Annotated in this window: 16 protein-coding genes and 1 tRNA gene; 8 read left to right on the top strand and 9 right to left on the bottom strand. The window is 69.8% G+C overall.

Annotated features, from left to right (window positions below; all coding sequences use genetic code 11):
- Positions 1-203: 203 nt before the first annotated feature.
- A tRNA-Lys gene (locus tag ACFWBY_RS05965) sits at positions 204-277 on the top strand.
- 67 nt (positions 278-344) lie between these two features.
- Here the strand turns inward: ACFWBY_RS05965 and ACFWBY_RS05960 are convergent.
- The 5 genes from ACFWBY_RS05960 to ACFWBY_RS05940 form a co-directional block, all read right to left on the bottom strand.
- Positions 345-1,007, bottom strand: coding sequence for a class F sortase (locus ACFWBY_RS05960; protein ID WP_385334361.1), 663 nt, complete (start codon positions 1,005-1,007; stop codon positions 345-347).
- A gap of 20 nt (positions 1,008-1,027) precedes the next feature.
- Complete coding sequence (locus ACFWBY_RS05955) at positions 1,028-1,702, bottom strand: hypothetical protein (protein ID WP_385334359.1); 675 nt, start codon at positions 1,700-1,702, stop codon at positions 1,028-1,030.
- 92 nt (positions 1,703-1,794) lie between these two features.
- Complete coding sequence (locus ACFWBY_RS05950; protein WP_385334357.1) at positions 1,795-2,574, bottom strand: HAD-IIA family hydrolase; 780 nt, start codon at positions 2,572-2,574, stop codon at positions 1,795-1,797.
- Between the two features lie 613 nt (positions 2,575-3,187).
- A complete protein-coding gene (locus ACFWBY_RS05945; RefSeq protein WP_385334355.1) occupies positions 3,188-3,979 on the bottom strand; it encodes a hypothetical protein in 792 nt (263 codons plus the stop codon).
- A 676-nt stretch (positions 3,980-4,655) separates the two neighbouring features.
- Positions 4,656-5,786 carry an ROK family protein gene (locus ACFWBY_RS05940; protein WP_385334353.1) on the bottom strand — a complete coding sequence of 377 codons (1,131 nt, stop codon included), beginning with the start codon at positions 5,784-5,786 and terminating at the stop codon, positions 4,656-4,658.
- Positions 5,787-5,875: 89 nt separating this feature from the next.
- Between ACFWBY_RS05940 and ACFWBY_RS05935 the strand changes: the two genes are divergently transcribed.
- A complete protein-coding gene (locus tag ACFWBY_RS05935; RefSeq protein WP_385334351.1) occupies positions 5,876-6,979 on the top strand; it encodes a Gfo/Idh/MocA family oxidoreductase in 1,104 nt (367 codons plus the stop codon).
- An 84-nt stretch (positions 6,980-7,063) separates the two neighbouring features.
- Here ACFWBY_RS05935 and ACFWBY_RS05930 read toward each other — a convergent pair whose 3' ends face one another.
- The 4 genes from ACFWBY_RS05930 to ACFWBY_RS05915 all read right to left on the bottom strand — a co-directional run bounded on the left by ACFWBY_RS05930 (position 7,064) and on the right by ACFWBY_RS05915 (position 10,379).
- Positions 7,064-7,921 (bottom strand): fumarylacetoacetate hydrolase family protein, encoded by an 858-nt coding sequence (locus ACFWBY_RS05930; protein ID WP_385334349.1) that lies wholly within the window; start codon positions 7,919-7,921, stop codon positions 7,064-7,066.
- A gap of 122 nt (positions 7,922-8,043) precedes the next feature.
- Positions 8,044-8,832, bottom strand: a complete 789-nt coding sequence (locus ACFWBY_RS05925; RefSeq protein ID WP_385334347.1) for a YidC/Oxa1 family membrane protein insertase — start codon at positions 8,830-8,832, stop codon at positions 8,044-8,046.
- 115 nt (positions 8,833-8,947) lie between these two features.
- Positions 8,948-9,244 (bottom strand): DUF6412 domain-containing protein, encoded by a 297-nt coding sequence (locus ACFWBY_RS05920; protein ID WP_385334472.1) that lies wholly within the window; start codon positions 9,242-9,244, stop codon positions 8,948-8,950.
- A 328-nt stretch (positions 9,245-9,572) separates the two neighbouring features.
- The gene (locus tag ACFWBY_RS05915) at positions 9,573-10,379 is read right to left on the bottom strand and encodes a class E sortase (protein WP_385334345.1); all 807 of its coding nucleotides are present in this window, start codon (positions 10,377-10,379) and stop codon (positions 9,573-9,575) included.
- A gap of 56 nt (positions 10,380-10,435) precedes the next feature.
- Here ACFWBY_RS05915 and ACFWBY_RS05910 point away from each other — a divergent pair, with 56 nt between their 5' ends.
- The 6 genes from ACFWBY_RS05910 (at position 10,436) to ACFWBY_RS05885 (ending at position 19,346) form a co-directional block, all read left to right on the top strand.
- On the top strand, positions 10,436-11,434 hold the full coding sequence (locus ACFWBY_RS05910) for an SEC-C metal-binding domain-containing protein (protein WP_385334343.1): 999 nt from the start codon (positions 10,436-10,438) through the stop codon (positions 11,432-11,434).
- A gap of 103 nt (positions 11,435-11,537) precedes the next feature.
- A complete protein-coding gene (locus ACFWBY_RS05905; protein WP_385334341.1) occupies positions 11,538-13,070 on the top strand; it encodes an ATP-binding protein in 1,533 nt (510 codons plus the stop codon).
- Positions 13,063-14,043, top strand: a complete 981-nt coding sequence (locus tag ACFWBY_RS05900) for a PD-(D/E)XK motif protein (protein WP_385334339.1) — start codon at positions 13,063-13,065, stop codon at positions 14,041-14,043. The genes ACFWBY_RS05905 and ACFWBY_RS05900 overlap by 8 nt, the downstream gene beginning before the upstream one ends.
- Before the next feature lie 16 nt (positions 14,044-14,059).
- On the top strand, positions 14,060-17,002 hold the full coding sequence (locus tag ACFWBY_RS05895; RefSeq protein WP_385334337.1) for a Z1 domain-containing protein: 2,943 nt from the start codon (positions 14,060-14,062) through the stop codon (positions 17,000-17,002).
- Positions 17,003-17,059: 57 nt separating this feature from the next.
- On the top strand, positions 17,060-18,022 hold the full coding sequence (locus ACFWBY_RS05890) for a DNA cytosine methyltransferase (protein ID WP_385334470.1): 963 nt from the start codon (positions 17,060-17,062) through the stop codon (positions 18,020-18,022).
- A gap of 52 nt (positions 18,023-18,074) precedes the next feature.
- A complete protein-coding gene (locus tag ACFWBY_RS05885) occupies positions 18,075-19,346 on the top strand; it encodes a DNA cytosine methyltransferase (RefSeq protein WP_385334336.1) in 1,272 nt (423 codons plus the stop codon).
- Positions 19,347-19,359 lie beyond the last annotated feature (13 nt).

Genomic DNA, 19,359 nt, shown 5'->3' with positions numbered 1-19,359 from the left:
GGCTGCATCGTCATGCGGTTCCGTCCACTCCCCTGCTCGTCCACTGGGCGGCGGCCGGGACCGCATCTGGCGGGGCATCAGATCCGGCCTGACCCAGACATATCGTGCACGATAAACCTCCCAAACATGGGTTAATCGGACAGAACGCGCGCAGCTTGTCACGAGCACCGGCACGGGTGGGGTAGAGTTTTCCCTGTCACCAAGCGCCGCTAGCTCAGTTGGTTAGAGCAGCTGACTCTTAATCAGCGGGTCCGGGGTTCGAGTCCCTGGCGGCGCACAGACGAAAGAAGCCCCTCGCGGGGAAAACCGCGAGGGGCTTCTTCGTGTGCGCGCACCGGACCGGCCTACACCGCCGCCCCCGGGCGGACTCCGACTCCCGTCAGGTACGCCGACACCACCACGTTCGCCGTGTACTGCTTGGCCGCTTTGTCGTACGCGCCACCGCAGGTCACCAGCCTCAGCTCGGCGCGGCCGCGGACCTTGGGGCCGTAGGCCGTCGCCGGGTCGAAGCCCGCGCGGTCGTGGACCCGTACGTCCTCGACCGTGAACTCGGCGACGGAGCCGTCCGCCCGCACCACGCGCACCTTGTCGCCCGGCTTCGCCGAGCTCAGGCCGTAGAACACCGCCGGCTTCGACTGCGTGTCCACGTGTCCGACCATCAGCGCCGTCCCCGCCGCACCCGGCTGGGCGCCGCCGCGCCACCAGCCCACGGTGCCGGGGTTCTCGTACGGGGGCGCCTCGATCGCCCCCTGGGCGTCCAGGTCCCGGGTGATCACCGGGGCCTGGACGCCCAGGGACGGCACGTCGACCCGCGCGGGCGCGGCCGGCCCCATCGGGCCGTGCGCCGCGGGCAGGCCGGGGACGGCCGGTCCGCCGGCCTGACCGGGGACGGGTATCGACACCCCGGTGATCTCGCGGCCCCACAGCCACAGGCCGAGCACCAGCACCGACCAGGCGGCGAAGGTCAGCAGCCGGGAGCCGCCGGAGCCCTTCGGCTCCCCGCTCACGCGCTCACCCGCTCACCCGCTCACTGGCCGCTGCGGCGGCGACGCAGGGTCAGCGCCCGGCCGGCGACCGCCAGCGTCGCCGCGGCGGCGAGCACGGCGCCGATCAGCGTGTGAGGCAGGCCGGGGCCGTCGTCGTCGTGGCTCTTCTTCGCCGCGGCGGCCGGTGCGGCGCCGGCGGCCTGCGCCCGGGCGCCGCTCCCGGCCCGGTCCGCCGCCTTCGCCACGTCCACCGCCTTCGACTTCGCCGCGAGCTCCTCGGCCATGCCGCCGCCGCCCGCGTGGACCGGCCAGATCGGCGTGTGGTGCGGATTGGGATGGTGCTCGCGGCGGCGCTCGATCTCGATCGAACCCCACTCGCGGTCGCCGTGGCCGCCGCACTTGACGCGGATGTCGTGGCGACCCGGCTCTGCCCACGAGCGGATCAACGCGTCGCCCCACAGGGTGCGGCGGTCGTCGCGGCCGGTGGACAGCCGGACCTCGGAGACGAAGACGGAGGACTGGGCGATGGCCCAGTCGTCGTCACAGCCGCGGACGCGCAGTTTGACCTGCGCCCCGGGCTCGGCCGGGTTGGGATCGACGGAGACGCTGCCGTGCTTCGGCTCCTCCGCGAAGGCGACGGGTGCGGTCACGGCGGACAGGGCCGTCAGGGCGACGGCCACCCCGGTGACACGGAGAGCGGTCAGGACACTGCGCATGGTGAACCTCCTCACCAAGGAGATTCACGCGCGGCGCGCCGCTCCGCATCCGGAGCGGCGCTCTCTTGGCCCGTACGTGTCAGCCGTACGACCTAAACCAGATCGACCAGGTCGGCGATCGAGTCGACCGTCGTGGTCGGCCGGTAGGGGAACCTCTCGGTGTCCTCGACGGACGTCAGGCCGGTCAGTACGAGGAAGGTCTGCATGCCCGCCTCGAGCCCCGCCAGGATGTCGGTGTCCATCCGGTCGCCGATCATCGCGCTGCTGTGGGAGTGCGCGCCGATCGCGTTCAGGCCGGTCCGCATCATCAGCGGATTGGGCTTGCCCGCGAAGTAGGGCTGCTTGCCGGTCGCCTTGGTGATCAGCGCGGCGACCGCGCCGGTGGCGGGCAGCGGCCCCTCCGCGGAGGGCCCGGTCTCGTCCGGGTTGGTGCAGATGAAACGCGCGCCCGCGTTGATCAGGCGGACCGCCTTCGTCATGGCCTCGAAGCTGTAGGTGCGGGTCTCGCCGAGGACCACGTAGTCCGGCTCGTGGTCGGTCAGGATGTAGCCGATGTCGTGCAGGGCGGTGGTCAGGCCCGCCTCGCCGATGACGTACGCGGTGCCGCCCGGGCGCTGGTCGTCGAGGAACTTCGCGGTGGCCAGCGCCGAAGTCCAGATGTTCTCGACGGGGACTTCCAGGCCCATCCTGCTGAGGCGGGCCTGGAGGTCGCGCGGGGTGTAGATGGAGTTGTTGGTCAGGACCAGGAAGGGCTTGCCGGACTCGCGCAGCCGGTTGATGAAGGCGTCGGCGCCGGGGATCGGAATGCCCTCGTGAATGAGGACCCCGTCCATGTCGGTGAGCCAGGATTCGATCGGCTTGCGCTCTGCCACGGGACTGTTCTCCGCTCTGCGGGGCCTCTGACCTTTGGGGCCTCTGGTCTGTACCACCCTATCCGGGACGGGCGGTGGAGGTGGAGGGCGTCCACGGCCCGGACAAGCGGCCCCTACGGCGGGTCGGCCGAGCCTGACGCCGTCGACGGTCGGCACCGGTCGCTGCCGCCGTAGCGAAGGCTCGCGCCGCTGGCCCCGCCGGCCTCGGCACCGGAACTCGTCGGCGGCGAAGGCCCGTCCGGCCCCTCCGGTGACCCCGCCCGTGCCCGTGTGCGCGGACGGCGGGGTTCACGGGAGGCAGGGATCACGGGAGGTAAGGATCACGGACGGCCGGGTACGGTACGGGGCGCTCGTGCGACCGGGCCCGCGAAGCCGCCCGGGGCTCCGGACGGAGGGTCAGGCTTGCCCGGGGCAGGGCTTCGTACGACTGGTGGGGAACGGCCGGAGTCGCCCCGGCCGACGCCGTCGGCCCGCGCCGGTCCGCGGCCTCGGCCGTCCACCCCGCGAACGGGCGGACGTCGTCCCGAGGTTCCGCGAGCTGCGGACGGCGGACGGCGGACGGCGGACGGCGGACGGCGGACGGCGGACGGCGGACGGCGGACGGCGGGGCAGGCTACGAGGCGGACCGGGCGTTTTTCGCGGTGCGGCCCGCATTGCGCATCCGGCGGGCCCCGAGCAGGAGTCCGCCGCCACCGGTCAGGGCGGTCGCGGCGCCGGCCCCGTACACCCAGGCCGGCCGGGCGGGGCCGCCGGTACGGGCCAGGGCCGCGGCTTCCCCGCTCTCGCCCGCGTCGGGCCCCTCGATGTCGAAGCGGTAGCCGCCGGCCTCGCCGACCCAGTCGCCGTCGTCGCCCTTGCGCTGGACGAGGGCGGCGTCGGCCAGGGCCTCGCCGTGCGGGGTGCCGGGGGCGAAGGCGAGCCGGACGGTGACGGTCACCGTACGGCCGGGGCCGACGGTGAAGCCGGAGAAGGCGTCGCCTCCGTCGAAGACGGCGATGATCTCGTCCCGGTCGGTGTGTTCGAGGCTGACGGGGAAGGCGCCGCTCGGTGCGCCCGGTGCGTCGAACTCCATCCGGAAGTGCGCGGGTCGCAGGGCGCGGGCCTGGTCGGTGAAGACGACGACGGGGTGGACGGCCGTGCACTCGCCGGCGGTGGTGTTGGTGAGGTCGAGGTACCAGGTCTGCGCGTCGGCACCGGTCCGGTAGACGGCCGGGCCGCCCCGGATCCGCGCACCGATGGGGAACTGCGTGCTCTTCCCGTCGCCGCAGGCGGCTTCGACCCGGGAGGGCAGCGCGGGGGCTGGGCGCGCCCCGCTCCCGTTGCCGATGTCCGCGGCCGCGGTGGGGGCGGCCGCGGTGACGGCGGCGAGCACGGCGGAGAGGGCTAGGGCTTCGCGCAGTCGCATGGCAGACCTTCGCTACTCGCCGACGGACGGGACGATAGTCGGACGAGGTGACAATCACCCCGGCCCTGCCCGCACCCTCCCACGCCCCCGCGACCCCCTGTCCAGCGCCGCGCCCGATCTTTCCGGATTTCCCCCCATTCAGCCGATCCCATGGCACTGGGGGGCCGGTCAGGGGGTCAGGGTCAGGGGTCAGGGTCAGGGGCCAGGGGTCAGGGGTCAGGGGCCAGGGGCCAGGGTCAGGGGTCAGGGGTCAGGGGTCAGGCTGCCTCGCATCACCCGCAGCCACGGCCTGGTCAGGGGCGAGGCCGCCTCATATCACCCGCAGCCCCGGCCTGGCCGGCGGCATCGCAGCACCGGACCGGCAGGCAGCATCGCAGCACCGGACCGACCGGCAGCATCGCAGCACCGGACCAACCGGCAGCATCGCAGCACCGGACCGGCAGGCGACGCCCGCAGCCACGCCTCGGCCGTCGGCACCTCCGCGCCATCGCAGCAGCGACCCGACCCGCGACACCCGCGGTCACGGCCCGGCCGTCGGCACCTCCCCGCCATCGCAGCACCGGCCCGGCCCGCGACGCCCACCGCCACAGCCCGGCCGTCCGCACCCGCAGCCAATGGCCCGGCCGTCCGCACCCGCCGCCGCGGCCCGGCCCGAGCGCTACCCGACTCGCAGCGGTCAGCCCCCGCGCCCGAACAGCCGCGCGAGCACCAGCTCCGCCGCCCCCTCCGCCACACCCGCCTCCGCGAGGCCGACCCGGACGAGCTCGCCCCCGCCCAGGGACCTCGCCGCCACCACCCTCCGCACGCCGTCCACGAACACCCCCGGCGCAGCCGCCACCGCCCGCCCTCCGAGCAACACCCGGTCCACATCCAGCAGCGCGACCAGGTTCGCCGCAGCCTCCCCCACGATCCGTGCCGCTTCCTCGACCCTGTCCTCCGCCACCGCGTCCAGGCACAGCACCTCCGCGCAGCCGCGCCCCCCGCAGCGGCAGGGCGGCCCGTCGAGTCGCAGCACCTGGTGGCCGAACTCCCCCGCCGCCGAGCGCCGACCCCGGTAGACGCCGCCGGCGCCGCCCAGCCGGAGGCCCGCTCCCAGTCCGGTACCCACGTGTACGTACGCCACGGCCTCGTCCGGAGCGGCTCCGTCGAACCCGGCTGCCGCCACCCCCGCGTTGGTGTCCTTGTCGACCCGTACGGGGACCCCGAGCCGCCCTTGCAGCACCTCCCCCAACGGGAAGCCCTCCCATTGCGGGTAGCCCGTCACCCGTCCCAGCACCCCGGTCCGCCAGTCCAGCGGCCCCGGCGCGGCCACTCCGACACCGAGGACCGGCCCGCCGGCCGCGCCGGCACCGGGGCCGGCACCGGCAGGCCCGACCCCGACCCCGCCCGCGCCCGCGCCCGCGCCCGCGTCACCGCACACCCGCGCGACCGCCCGTACGGCCTCTTCCACCACGACGTCCGGACCGGCTCCGAAGTCCAACGGGCCCCGCCAGTCGGCGACGACGCGACCGGCCAGGTCCACCCGTACCGCGGTGAGCTCGTCGCGATCGAGATGGACCCCGACCGCGTACCGCGCCTCCCGCACCAGCTTCAGCAGCGTGCGCGGCTTGCCGCCCGTGGAGGCCTCGCGTCCGGCGTCGGTCACCAGCCCCTCGTCCCGCAGCCGTGCCGTGATCTTGCTGACGGCCTGCGGGGTGAGTCCCGTACGGCCCGCGAGGTCCGCGCGGCCCAGGCCGGACGGGCCGGCGGCGCGCAGCAGGTCCAGTACGAGCGCGTCGTTGTGCCCGCGCAGCAGCGGCAGGTTCACGCCGCTTCCTTTGCCCCCGCTACCCCTGTCCACCTGGTCATTGTCCACCCTCCTTGCACTTAGGCAACACTGTTGCCAAAGTGTTCGCCATGAACGACACCGCCTCCGCCACTCCCCTCCGCGTCGGACTCGTCGGCTACGGACTGGCCGGTTCCGTCTTCCACGCGCCCCTCGTGTCCGCGACCGACGGCCTCGTCCTCGACACCGTCGTCACCTCGGACCCCGGTCGCGCCGCCCAGGCGCGCGAGGCCTACCCGGACGTCCGGATCGCAGGCAGCGCCGCCGAGCTGTGGAGCGGCGACCGGTCCCCCGCCCTCGACCTCGTCGTCATCGCCTCCCCCAACAAGACGCACGTCCCGCTCGCCACCGCCGCCCTCACCGCCGGCGTCCCGGTGGTCGTGGACAAGCCGCTCGCCGCCACCGCCGCCGAGGCGCGCGAGCTGGCCGCCCTCTCCGAGCGGACCGGGACCTTCCTGTCCGTCTTCCAGAACCGCCGCTGGGACAACGACTTCCTCACCCTGCGCCGCCTCCTCGCCGACGGCGAACTCGGCGAGATCCAGCGCTTCGAGTCCCGCTTCGAGCGCTGGCGCCCGCAGCTCAAGGGCGGCTGGCGCGAGTCCGGCGCGCCGGAGGAGGTCGGCGGTCTGCTGTACGACCTCGGGAGCCATGTGGTCGACCAGGCGCTGGTGCTCTTCGGCCCGGCCGTACGGGTCTACGCGGAGGCCGACGTACGCCGCCCGGGCGCCGAAGCCGACGACGACACCTTCATCGCCCTCACGCACGCGAGCGGGGTCCGCTCGCACCTGTACGTCAGCGCGACCACGGCCCAGCTGGGTCCGCGGTTCCGGGTGCTCGGCTCCAGCGCGGGCTACGTCAAGTACGGGCTCGACCCGCAGGAGAACGCGCTGCGCGAGGGGATGCGGCCGGGCGACCCCGGGCGCACGTGGGGCGAGGAGCCCGAGCACCTGTGGGGCCTGCTGGGCTCCGGGGAGTCGCCGCTGACCGGAGGCGGGACGCCGGTGCGTACGGCACCGGGCGACTACCCGGCGTACTACGCGGCAGTTGCCGCGGCGCTGCGCGGCGGCGGCCCGGCGCCGGTCACGGCGCTCGAGGCGGCGCACTGCCTGGACGTGCTGGAGGCGGCGCGGCGATCGTCACGGGACGGGGTGACGGTGCGGGTCGGCCAGGGCTGACGGGAAGACGGGAAGAGGGACTGACGGAAAGAGGCGGCGCCGTCGACGACGGCACCGCCTCTCCCGTGCGCGCGGGCCGCGTGCCTACGCGCTCTTGAACTCCTGGCGCTGGCGGCCGAGGCCGTCGATCTCCAGCTCCACCACGTCACCGGCCCGCAGGAACGGCTTCGGCTCCGGCTGGCCCGCGGCCACACCGGCGGGGGTGCCCGTGATCAGGACGTCACCCGGGTACAGGGTCATGAACTGGCTCACGTACCGCACGACCTCGCCGACCGGGAAGATCTGGTCCGAGGTATGACCGTCCTGCTTGAGCTCGCCGTTGACCCACAGCTTGACGTCGAGTGCCTGCGGGTCCGGGATCTCGTCCGCGGTCACCAGCCAGGGGCCCAGCGGCGTGAAGGTCTCGCAGTTCTTGCCCTTGTCCCAGGTGCCGCCGCGCTCGTTCTGGAAGGCGCGCTCGGTCACGTCGTTGACCAGTACGTATCCGCCGACGTGCGCGAGGCCCTCCTCGGCGGAGGCCAGGTAGCGGGCGGTGCTGCCGATGACGACGCCGAGCTCGGCCTCCCAGTCGGTCTTGACGCTCCCGCGCGGGATCAGCACGGTCTCGTCGGGGCCCACCACCGTGTCGGAAGCTTTGAGGAACAGGATCGGCTCGGCCGGCGCCTCGGCGCCGACCTCGGCCGCGTGCCCGTGGTAGTTCAGGCCGATGCCCACGACCTTGCCTATGCGGCCGACGGCGGACCCGATCCGAAGGCCCTCGGCGTCGAGCGCCGGGAGCTCACCGGACCCGGCCGCGTCCCGTATCCGGGACAGCACGGAGTCGTCGGCGAGCAGCGCGCCGTCCACATCCGTGATCAGGCCCGAAAGGTCCCGCAGGGTCCCGTCCTGGTCGAGCAGCGCGGGGCGCTCCGACCCGACGGGTCCTACACGCAGCAGCTTCATGGGCATTCTCCCGTGGTCGTGGGTGGTCGGCCCATGGGCACGCCGCGGGCCGGCCGATGGGTTGCGGCCATCGGAGGATTGGCTGATCCTCCAAGAAGTCGACTCAATCCGCAAGACCCTGTTCACAGACTGGAACGCTCGGCTCCGGCGGCCTTGCCCTCGGCCTCCTCGGCCCTCGCCTCGGCCCTCGCCTCGGCCCTCTCCTTGCGGCGCTGGAGCCAGACCCGCTCGGCCACCGACCACGCAGTGGTGGTGACCAAGTACAGCCCGGCGGCGAGCGGCACCAGAGCGGCGGTGATCAACGTCCCGAAGGACAGCAGGGGCAGGACGCCGCCCAGCTTGCGCATGACCTCGCGCTGCTCCGCGCTCACCTCGGCCATCACCCCGACGGGCACGCCCCCACCACGGCCCCCGGCAGCGGACTTGCCGGCAGCGCGGCGCCCGGCGGCGGGCTCGGCTCCTCCACGCGCATCCTCCCCCACGGCAGCCGTCAGCGCCGCGGCCTTGCGTCCGCGTGCCGCGCTCCAGGCGGCCACCGCCCCGATGGCCGCGAACAGCCCGAGGAACACCAGCCCCGGCGCCCCGAACAGGCCGCCTTCCCCGAGCGCGTCGCCCCACCGGTCCCCGAGCGGCGCGGCGAACAGCCGGTGCCCGAGCAGCTCGTTGGCGGCGCCGCCGATCTCCGCCGAGGAGAACGCCCGGTACATCACGAAGAAGACAGGCAGTTGGAGCAGCACGGGCAGGCAGCCCGCCGCCGGGGTTTGCCCCCGGAAGGCGGCCCGGCTCAGCGGGTGCAGCGCGAGCCGCACGAGGACGGTGAACAGCACGATCGCGGCAGCGGTCGCGGACTCTGCCAGCACCGGCTCCAGGAGCCGGCCCAGCTGGGCAACAAGATGAGTGAAAACGGACACGCGGGCCCTCCGAAGGGTCTCGTCGAACGTCGAAAGAGATGCGTTTTCGGCGTGACGACCCGCGAGGGGCGACGACAGTGATCAGTCAGCGGAAGGCGAGAGGAACTGCGCGCCCCTACGCGGCCGTCGGGACGAGACGGCCGGGCGCCCTGGGCCGCGACCGGCCCGAGGCGTCGGGATCGCGCTGCGGCAGGAACGCCGTGCGCTGCTCGCGATCACGGATCGCGGTGCGTATTCGGTGCGGCGGCACCGGCCGGACGAGACGCGCGGCGGCGGCCAGGGTCTCGGCGCCCGCGGCGACGGTGACCGCGAGGACGCCCAGCACGGCGCCCAGCCCGCTCTCCCCGGCGAACAGCCCGAGGACTCCCCCGAGCAGCACCAGCGGAATCAGCGGGACCAGCACGGCGATCATCCGCGAACCCGCGCTCCGGGTGAGGGCGGAGGAGGCAGAGCAGGCAGCGAAGAGCGAGAAGGACGGCGAGGTCCCGCCACCGCTTCGTTCTCCAGCCATGCAGACCCCCCCTTCCACTCCCGCGCACGAACGCCCGTACGAGATCAGGTATTCGCGATCGATACTAGCCCGCCCCACCGACAACGGGGGCAGACGCGAGATCCCCCCGGGCAGCGACTCACGGGCCCGTACCGCCTCGTCAGGTCGTCCGGCCGTCCGGCCGTCCGGCCGTGCGTGAGCACGATCCCCAGTGAGCACCAACCCGCCACTCGGGAGGTGTGCCGCACCTCTACCTCGTCGACTTGAGCGTCCCCCACACCACGAGCCGGTACTTGGAGGTGTACTCGGGCGTGCAGGTGGTGAGCGTGATGTAGGCGCCGGGCTCCCCGTAGCCGGCGTCCGGCTTGACGATGCTGCGCGGGACGGGCGCGATCACCCCCGTGTCGCGTTCGCTCGTCTCCGCCAGCGTCTTGCCGACGACGTACACGTACCTGCGCCCGCGCACGTCGACGATCAGCTCGTCACCCGCCTTCAGCCGGTTGATGTAGCGGAAGGGCTCCCCGTGCGTGTTGCGGTGCCCTGCGAGCGCGAAGTTCCCCTGCGCCCCGGGCTGCGCGGTCCCGGCGTAGTGCCCGGCGTACCCCTTGTCCAGCACCGACCGCTTGTCGACCCCCTGGGCGATGGGCACGGCGACGCCGAGGCGGGGAATGCGCAGGACGCCGTACGCGGACTCCCGCGGCGCCGGCTTGGCGGCGCCCGGCGCGGGGGCGACGGGGGGCCGCTCCTCGGGAGAGGACGCAGCGGCGGGCTCCTCGGAAGGCCCCGCGGAAGCCTCGGCGGGGACCGAACCGGGACCGGAACCGGGGTCGGAGTCGGGAGGGGCGGCGGACCAGTCGCTCTCCAGCTCCTTGACCCGCTCGTGCGCGGCGGCCAGGGCCTGCCGGTTGGTCCACCACACCTGGTGCACCACCAGCAACAACACCACCACGCCGACGGTGACGGCCAGTTCGCCCGCCGCCCACAAGATCCCCGCGAGACCGGCCCGGCCCGCCCGCCGGCCCTTCCCCTGCACCACGACACGCACGTGATCTCGCACGGGCGGCACCTTAAGTCCTCCCCCGTCAACTGACCAGCCGCAGTACGGTGTGAACCATGCGCCCCGACACGCCTGCCGAGCACATCGCCGAAGCCGAGCGCCTCATCCGCACGGCGACCCGTTACCCCGAGGACCAGGAGCCCTTGCTCCTCCAGGCCGCGGCCCACCTCGAACTGGCCGACGCGCGAGAGCGTGCCAGCGCGCTGTACGACCAGCTCCTCTCCGCCTCACCGGCCGACCCCTCCCTGATCAAGGCCCTCCAGGCGGCCAACCTCTGGGAGTACGGACACGAGCCCGAGGCCCGCGCCCTGATCTCCGGCATCCGCGCGGCGGCCCCCTCGGACCCCGCCCCCTGGGAAGTCATCGCCGAAGCACTCGAAGCCCACGACGAGCTGGAAGCCTCCCACGAGTGCTTCACGGAGGCGGCGACCCTCCTCGCCCCGGACAACGCCCCCCTCACCCCGGCGACCACCGCGCTCCTCACGGGCCGCCACCGCGTACGCCGCCTCCTCGGACTCCCGCACGACGACTGGGACATGGTCGCGGACACCCGTCACATCGGCCCGATCCCGCTGGACGAGCTCCACGACCCCAAGCGCATCTGGGCCCTCGGCTCCGACGACCCCGCCGAACTGCGCGCCGAGATCGCCCGTCTGCGCGCCGAACTCGGCGACCGCCGCGCCGCGCTCTCCCGCCCGTTCCCGGTGGCGATCCTCCACTGGCCGGCGCGCGAGCTCGCGGAACTCCTCACCTCGTACCCCGCCCTGGCCGCGGAGTACCCCTCCCACGACGCCCACCTGGCCCAGGTCGAAGCCTCCCTGCGCAGCCTGGCCGCCTCGGGCACCACCAACCTGGGCATCGTCACCGCGAGCGTCCCCTCGTACGAGGCTTTCGCGGCCTCCGAGAAGACCTCCCCGTCCTCCCCGTCCCTCCTGGTCGAATACGCCACGACCCTGGCGGCGAGAGGCAAGGCCACCCCGTGGCCCCCACAGCCCACGACCCCGTGCTGGTGCACATCGGGCAAGCCGTACGGGGAGTGCCACGGGGCGAGCTGACCACCTCGCCGAACCGTGCTTTCGGGCCATGGGGACCCCTGTCCATCGGTCGTGACCGCCGTTACGCTTTGTCACTCCCCATGACGAATCTCCAAGGCAGGAAATGACCGACGACTGGCAGTTCGATGTACCCACGACGGGAAGCAAGCACCTCCCACCGGACTCCCGGTACATGGAAGCGCTCAGCAGTCAGGGATACGGCTTCGAGATCGCCATCGCCGACCTTGTCGACAATTCCATCGACGCCGGCGCGCGCGATGTCGTCATCCACTTCTTGCGTGACGAGGACCGCCTGGTCAGCCTTCTGGTCATCGACGACGGCAAGGGGATGACCGAGGAGGAACTCGACGTCGCCATGACCGTCGGCGGCCGCCGCGGATACGACGCGCAGTCCCTGGGAATGTTCGGCACCGGATTGAAGTCGGCCTCCTTGAGCCATGCCTCCGCGGTGACCGTGGTGAGCAAAACACGACGGACGAGGGCCGTCGGGCGGCGCTGGCTCATGGAGCGAGCCGTAAGCGGGTACGAGTGCGACATCGTCGCGGGCGACTATGCCCAGACGCTGATCGACCGCTACTCGCAGCGGCCGATCATCTGGCAGGGAACCGTCATCCGCTGGGATGGAGTGAAGGACTTTCCCCGGTACGGCGGGGGCGGACAGACCAACCGGTACCTGCTGCGCACCATCAATCGTCTCGGACTCCAGCTCGGTCTGTATCTCCATCGCTTCCTGGCCCTGGACGACTTCAACATCACCATCGCAGTCGAGGATGTGAACACGGGAACCGAGTACATGAATTTCGGCGTCGAGCCGCTGGATCCCTTCGCGTATCCGGTGTCCGGCCACCCGGACCATCCTCGCCGCTTCATCGTCGACTGCCCTTCGATCCCCCGAGTGTCACTCGACGCGCACATCTGGCCGGCCAAATCGACTCTGGACGGGTACAAGGCCGTGGGCACCGGGCTCGAACGCCAGGGGTTCTACTTCTACCGCCACAACAGGTTGGTGCAGGCGGGCGGATGGAACAATTTCCGCCAACCTGAACAGCACTTGTCGCTGGCACGGGTTGCGATCGACCTCCCCGCCGACACAGCGGACGTCTTTCGTCTCACCGTGAAGAAGGAGGGAGTGGAGGTCTCTCCCGAGTTCATTGCCGCCTTGGACGAAGCCGTGGACGCCGAGGGTCGACGATTCACCGGGTACGTGGCGGAGGCCGACTCGGTCTATCGGGACGCGCGCAAGCGGGCGGGCACCACACGGAAACCGGTCATCGGCCCGGGGAAGGGTTTCGACCCGACCGTACGCGAGACGATCGAGGACGAGCTCCCCCTGCTTCCGGGCGAGGAACCCATCTCGGTCCGTTGGCAGAAGCTGGACAACGGCGTCTTCTTCGATATCGACCGCGAGGACCGCACGATCGTCCTCAACCAGCACTACCGGACGGCGATCCTGGGCGGGCGACGCGGTGGACTGAACGACGCCCCGACTCTCAAGGCTCTCGTCTATCTCCTCCTCCACCAGGTGTTCGAGAAGGAGTACAGCGGCAGCCGCGAGAAGGACAACCTGCATCTGTGGCAGTCCGTTCTGGTCGCCGCCGCCCGAGTGGAGCTCGAACGGATGGGCGACGATGACTGACCGTTCCACCGCGCCGGAACTCGGCTGGTCGACGGTCGAGCACTACCTCGGCGCAGGACAGGCCACGAGCTATCGGCTCTCCGACACCGGAGCGCGGCGTTTGGTCCGCTACGAGATCGGCCATAGCGGTCGGGACATCTCGCTCACCGTGGAACTGGATCGCCATCAGAGGCCGCCACGTTCCGTGCTGCCCGCCGTGACAATCGACCAGATAAGCCAACATGGCACGCGCATGGCCCGAATCACCACCACTCAGGTTTCCCTCATGCGTGACTTCCACGATCTCCTGATGGCCGTGGCCGGTCGAATCGTCTCCGGCAAGCGCACACTGGAGCAGGCACTCGACGAAACCATTCACGCCTGGGGGGAACTGCTCGATCGGCCTCGCGGACTCGGCCTGGAGAAGCGCATCGGCCTGCACGGTGAACTCGCCGTTCTGCGGACTGTGGCCCGTGCCCACGGCTGGGAGGCCGCTGCCCGGTCCTGGACGGGGCCCCGGGGCGAGCAGCACGACTTCGGACTCGCCGCGACGGATATCGAGGTGAAGACGACGACGTCCGAAGAGCGGCGTCACACCGTTCACGGAGTCAGGCAACTCGAGGAAACCGAGGGACGTCCGCTCTGGTTCGCCTCGCTCCAGCTGACGCGCGGAGGAATCGGCGGGCGCTCCCTCGGTGAATCCGCCGCCGCGGTCCTCCGCGACGCCTGCGCCGCGGGCCGTATCGCCGCGATGTCCATCGAAAGCGCCCTCGGTTCCGCGGGATGGTCTCCGAGCGAGCAAGACGACGAACGTTGGACCCTACGCACGGAGCCTCTGTTCGTTCCGGCCGACCGTCTGCCGAGAATGACCACGGACATGCTTCCGGCTGCGGTGAGGGAGCACGTCTCCTCGATCAACTACTGCATACACGTCGACCACCTGCCCCCCGCGCCGGGAGCCCCGGTCGATCTCACAGACTTCCGTCTTCCGTGACGAACGAGGATTCCCGATGACAGGCAACGACACCCTCAGGCTCGAACTGCACAGCGCCGTGCTCGCGGACCTCGACGGCAGCAAGCCCAAGAACCTGGCCCGCGCCCTGGTCTATCAAGCCGAAGACATGGCCCTGGAAGCCGAGGTTTTTGCGTCCGAAAGCGATTTTCAGGCCGCCCTGCGCGAGGCCAGAGCTACCGACCAGCTGGTGGAGCTGTGGCGCCGACAGCTCACCAAGTGGGACTACGCGGAACATCCCGCTTGGGCTGACGCGTCACCGCGAACGGACGAGCGCCGCGCCGAGGTCTACCGACTGCTCAAGCTGGACGATGCGACACACAAATTGCTCGACGAGCTCATCCCCGTCGCCAAGACGGCCGGTCCCCTCGTGATCAGCGAGAAGTTCAAGCCTTGGTACACCCCTGAGTCACAGCGGAGCCGCCCTCACTACTGGCCGGCGTACCGCAAGCTCCTCGCCGACAAGGGCTGGCCCGCACACGCCATCGCCGGCCTCGATGTCGCGACGGATCAAGTCGTCGAACGGCTCGCCGATCCCACGGACGCAGAGGTCTACCAATCGAAGGGCCTCGTCGTCGGTTACGTCCAGTCAGGAAAGACCGCCAACTTCACCGGAGTCATGGCCAAGGCCGTCGATGCCGGATATCGCCTGGTGATCGTCCTGGGCGGCACGCTCAACATGTTGCGGGCCCAAACGCAACGCCGGCTCGACATGGAGCTCGTAGGCAGGGAGAACATCCTGCGGGGCGCTGACGAAATGGAGTCGGACTACGCCGACGACCCGGCGTGGAAGGCGGGCAAGTTCATTACCTTCGGCGGCATGCCATCGGCGTTGGGAGCCTTTGACATCGTCCGCATGACGACTCGGAAGAACGACTACAAAAGCCTCTTCCAAGGCATCACCGCACTTGAGTTCGAGAAGCGTGAGCCGGCGCGGCCGTTGTACGACCGGGAGAACCTGCACCGCTCGTCCGCGAGCCTCATGGTGGTCAAGAAGAACAAGACCGTATTGGCCAAGCTCGTCAAAGACCTCGGGAAGATCAGGACACCACTCTCGGAGATCCCGGTCCTGATCATCGACGACGAGTCGGACGAAGCATCCGTCAACACCTCGAGGCCGGATGCAGCTCAGCGAAGCGCCATCAACGAACAAATCTCCAAGCTCTTGAAGATGCTGCCCAGGGCTCAGTACGTGGGCTACACCGCGACACCGTTCGCGAACGTCTTCGTCGACCCCAGCGATACCGAGGACATCTTCCCCAAGGATTTCATCATCTCCCTGCCCCGGCCCGACGGGTACATGGGAGCTCGAGACTTCCATGATCTCGATTCCGTATTGGAGGACGGCGAGCGAACCTTCGCCAACTCGAACGAGAAGGCCCACGTACGCGACATCGTCGACGACGCCGACGACGATACGTGCATGCAACAGGCCATGGACATGTTCGTCCTGACTGCCGCGATGAAGTTGTATCGCGAGGAGAAGGGAGACCTCGGGAACGGGTTCTTCCAGCATCACACGATGCTGATCCACGAGTCGGTGCGGACCGATGTCCATCGCTCATTGCACGATCGAGTCCTCGGACTGTGGAACGAATCCGGCTACATGGGGCCCCAAGGTCACGCCCGACTGCGCCGGCTGTTCGACACCGACGTCTCCCTGGTGTCCGCGGTCCGCTCCGACGGACATGCCGTTCCCGCCTCGTACGACGAGCTCCTTCCCTACGTGGGTCCGGCGGTCGTCCGCATCGGGGGTGACGAACGACCGATCATCGTCGTGAACGGTGATCGCGATCTCGAGACGGGCGAGGCAGACTTCGACAAGCGACCGATCTGGAAGATCCTCATCGGAGGACAAAAGCTCGCCCGGGGGTTCACAGTCGAGGGACTCACCGTCTCCTTTTTCCGCCGGAGGGCCGGAAACGCTTCCACCCTCATGCAGATGGGCCGCTGGTTCGGATTCCGCAAGGGGTATCGCGACCTCGTTCGTCTGTATCTCGGACGGAAGGAGACGATCGGGGGGTCGGAGTTCGATCTTTACGATGGATTCCAAGCGATCTGCCGGGACGAAGAAGCATTCCGATCGGAACTGGAACGCTATTCCGTCATGGTCGACGGACGCCCTCAGGTCACGCCCGATCAAATTCCTCCCCTCGTCTCCCAGCATGCTCCGTGGCTGAAGCCGACGAGCCCCAACAAGATGTACAACGCCAAGCTCGAACTCGTACGATCGGCGGGACGCTGGGAAGAACCCACCGCTTACCCCCAGAAGGGCCTGGGAGAAAACACGGCCCTGTGGCTGCCGATTCTTGAGTCTCTGGGCGCGGTACCGACGACGTACGCCTACCACTTCGCCGAAGAGGGGACCACACATCGGTTCCCGGCTCTGAGCGGCATCGTTTCCGCGGAGAAGCTGCTGGCAGTGTTCAGGAAACTGCGTTGGGAGACCTCCGATCCCTTCATTCCTCACCTTCGATACCTCGAAGAGATCACTCAGGCCGTCCCCGGAAAGATCGACGACTGGCTCGTCCTCGCACCTCAGCACGTGGCCGCCGACAACAAGACCTTGCGGTTGGGCGTCGCCGGCCGGAGCTACTCCTGGTTCGCACGTGACCGTCGCAAGGACCGGCACCCTCTTTTCGGCGCCATCAGCGACAGGAAGCACCGTGGGGTCGCATACCGGATCGCGGGCGCCCTGCCGGATTCCGGGGACCGCGCGACCGAGAGGCTCGTCACGGATCGTCGAGGTGCGCTCGTCCTCTATCCAATGATCGAACGAAATCACCGCGAGTCCATCGACTCCGAGGGGCGCATCGACGGAGACAAGATCGTCATGGGCTTCGCCTTCGTCGCACCGGCAACGGCGCAGAGCGCCAACGGCCGGGTTGTCCAGTTCACGACGGTCTCCTCGGAGGCCAGTGCGATCATCGACAGGGCGTAGACGGCAAGGGCCGAGATGAGAAGCCGGGAGGAGGTGTACGTGAACCCAGTGGAACGAATGCGCTCCCTGGACGTCTGCTCGGGCGCGGGCGGTCTCGCGCTGGGACTCGAGCAGGCCGGATTCGACCCGGTGCTGCTTCTCGACAACCGCGATGTGTCGGTCGAGACGCTGAGGCGGAACCGCCCTCACTGGAAGGTTCTGGAAACGGACCTCTTGGCCTTCGACCCCTTCGAGCACCAGCAGACGTACGATGTCGACCTGCTGTCCGCGGGCCTGCCCCGTGTGAAAGCCACAGCCACCGTCGGTCGACGGGACAGCGAGGTAGAGCTCGAGTTGCTCCGCGCGACCATGATGCTCTTGCACGGGGTACAGCCCAAGGCTTTGCTCGTCGAGAACGTGCCTGATCTCGCGACCAAGTCGACGTATGAGGCGATCCGCGTCTACGTGGCCGAGGAACTGTCCCACCTCGGCTATCGGCACAAGTGGTTCGTGATCAACGCGGCCGATTACGGCGTTCCCCAGACCAGGCGTCAGGGCATCCTCGTCGCGTTCAAAGGCGATGCCATGGATGCGTTCGTCCAGCCGCCGGCGACCGTGAACAGGCACCTCTCAGTGGGTGAGACCCTGATCGATTCCATGTCCGAGCGCGGCTGGCCCGATGCCGCCCGCTGGGCGGCGCAGGCCGATGGACCCGCCCCCACTCTGGTGGGTGGGTCCTGGGCTCGGGGCGGCGCCGATCTGGGTCCGACGGGGTCGAAGGGAGCCTGGGCGCGCATGGGCATCGACGGCGCGACCGTTGCCGACGACGTCCCCGCCGAGGACTTCCATTGGGATCCGACGCTCGGCCGACCCGGAATGATGCCGCTGACCGTGGACCAGGCGGCCCTGTTGCAAGGCTTCCCGCCCGACTGGCGAATCGCGGGCCGCAAGACCGCTCGATACCGCCAGATCGGGCACGCTTCTCCGCCCCCCGTTGGCCGCGCCCTCGGAGCTGCGATCGCCTCAGCGTTGCGCGCCTGACCATCGAAGAACCCCGCGATACGAGTGACACCGGTGACTACACTTGACCCTCATGAGCAAAAACCAGTCCCAGCCGTCTCAGCCTGGACCGATCCGGGTTATGGACCTTTTTGCCGGGGCTGGAGGGTTTTCCGCCGGATTTGCCGGATACAAGCCCAACGGCGCGAGCCCCTTCACTTCGGTCGCGGCAGTGGAGTTCGACGAAGCGGCGGCCTCGACCTACGCGGCCAACTTCGGTGGTTCACACGTGTACCCGGGTGACATCGCGAGCTTCGACGCAACCCCCTTCAAGGGGGAAGTCGACGTGATCATGGGCGGGCCTCCGTGCCAGGGCTTCTCCGGGCTCGGCAAGCAGAACCCGGACGACCCGCGAAACGAACTGTGGCAGGAATACGTCAAGGTGGTGGCGCGGGTCCACCCCAAGGTTTTCGTGATCGAGAATGTGGACCGCTTCCTGAAGTCTCCCCAGTTCGACGACCTTCGGACGGCTTCCGAAACACCGGGACACCCTCTGTACGACTACACCGTGGTGCCGGCGATGATGAACGCGGCCGACTACGGGGTGCCGCAAGCCCGGCGCCGCGTGATCGTGATCTGCACGCACAAGGATTTCGGAACCCCGCTCACGCACCCCGAGCCGACGCACGCGAAGAACGGGCGCCTGATCGGTGCCGACCCCAAGCAAGAACCACTGTTCGACGGTTCCGCGATCAAGCCCCGCTGGGAGCCTGCTTCCACAGTTTTCACCCGGTCCGCGAAGCGCCCACTGCTCACGCAGATGCCCGGATCCCGAGGTGGGAACGCTCTCGTCCAGGGCGTTCCGGGGCATTACCGCACGACGGATCTCCACTTCGGCCGTAATCCCGAGGATCTTTCTCGGGCGAGGTACATGGCAATTCCGGAAAACGGGAATCGAAACGATCTCCGGGGCGTCTTTTACCGCTTGGATCCGGCTGGGAGCATCTGCCTCTCCACGGAGGACGGCTACGAGAAGCTCGAGGGACCCGAGTTCTACCTCTCGACACAGAGCTGGGACAAGCACAATTCAGGCTCCGGAGACGTGATGGGGCGTCTTCGCAAGCACACACCCTCGGTCACCATTCGCACCGAATTCTACAAGCCGGAAAAGGGGCGCTACCTCCATCCCACGGAGGACCGCCCCATCACACACTACGAGGCGGCCCTTATCCAAGGGTTTCCCGAAACCTTCAAGTGGTTCGGGACGAAAGTTCAGATCGCACGCCAGATCGGCAATGCCGTACCCGTAGGCCTCGGCTCCACACTGGCCAAAGCCATCCATACCTACCTGGCACCTCGCATGTGAGACCCGTCGGCAT

The sequence above is a fragment of the Streptomyces sp. NPDC060049 genome (genome assembly GCF_042736715.1).
GTDB lineage: Bacteria > Actinomycetota > Actinomycetes > Streptomycetales > Streptomycetaceae > Streptomyces.
This window is presented reverse-complemented; position numbering and strand designations above follow the sequence as displayed.

Bases quoted from the DNA above. Each gene is read 5' to 3' on its own strand.
- ACFWBY_RS05910 (WP_385334343.1), top strand. From the start codon at position 10,436: ATGCGCCCCGACACGCCTGCCGAGCACATCGCCGAAGCCGAGCGCCTC.
- ACFWBY_RS05900 (WP_385334339.1), top strand. From the start codon at position 13,063: ATGACTGACCGTTCCACCGCGCCGGAACTCGGCTGGTCGACGGTCGAG.
- ACFWBY_RS05905 (WP_385334341.1), top strand. From the start codon at position 11,538: ATGACCGACGACTGGCAGTTCGATGTACCCACGACGGGAAGCAAGCAC.
- ACFWBY_RS05920 (WP_385334472.1), bottom strand. From the start codon at position 9,244: ATGATCGCCGTGCTGGTCCCGCTGATTCCGCTGGTGCTGCTCGGGGGA.
- ACFWBY_RS05930 (WP_385334349.1), bottom strand. From the start codon at position 7,921: ATGAAGCTGCTGCGTGTAGGACCCGTCGGGTCGGAGCGCCCCGCGCTG.
- ACFWBY_RS05890 (WP_385334470.1), top strand. From the start codon at position 17,060: ATGCGCTCCCTGGACGTCTGCTCGGGCGCGGGCGGTCTCGCGCTGGGA.
- ACFWBY_RS05935 (WP_385334351.1), top strand. From the start codon at position 5,876: ATGAACGACACCGCCTCCGCCACTCCCCTCCGCGTCGGACTCGTCGGC.
- ACFWBY_RS05895 (WP_385334337.1), top strand. From the start codon at position 14,060: ATGACAGGCAACGACACCCTCAGGCTCGAACTGCACAGCGCCGTGCTC.
- ACFWBY_RS05945 (WP_385334355.1), bottom strand. From the start codon at position 3,979: ATGCGACTGCGCGAAGCCCTAGCCCTCTCCGCCGTGCTCGCCGCCGTC.
- ACFWBY_RS05885 (WP_385334336.1), top strand. From the start codon at position 18,075: ATGAGCAAAAACCAGTCCCAGCCGTCTCAGCCTGGACCGATCCGGGTT.
- ACFWBY_RS05955 (WP_385334359.1), bottom strand. From the start codon at position 1,702: ATGCGCAGTGTCCTGACCGCTCTCCGTGTCACCGGGGTGGCCGTCGCC.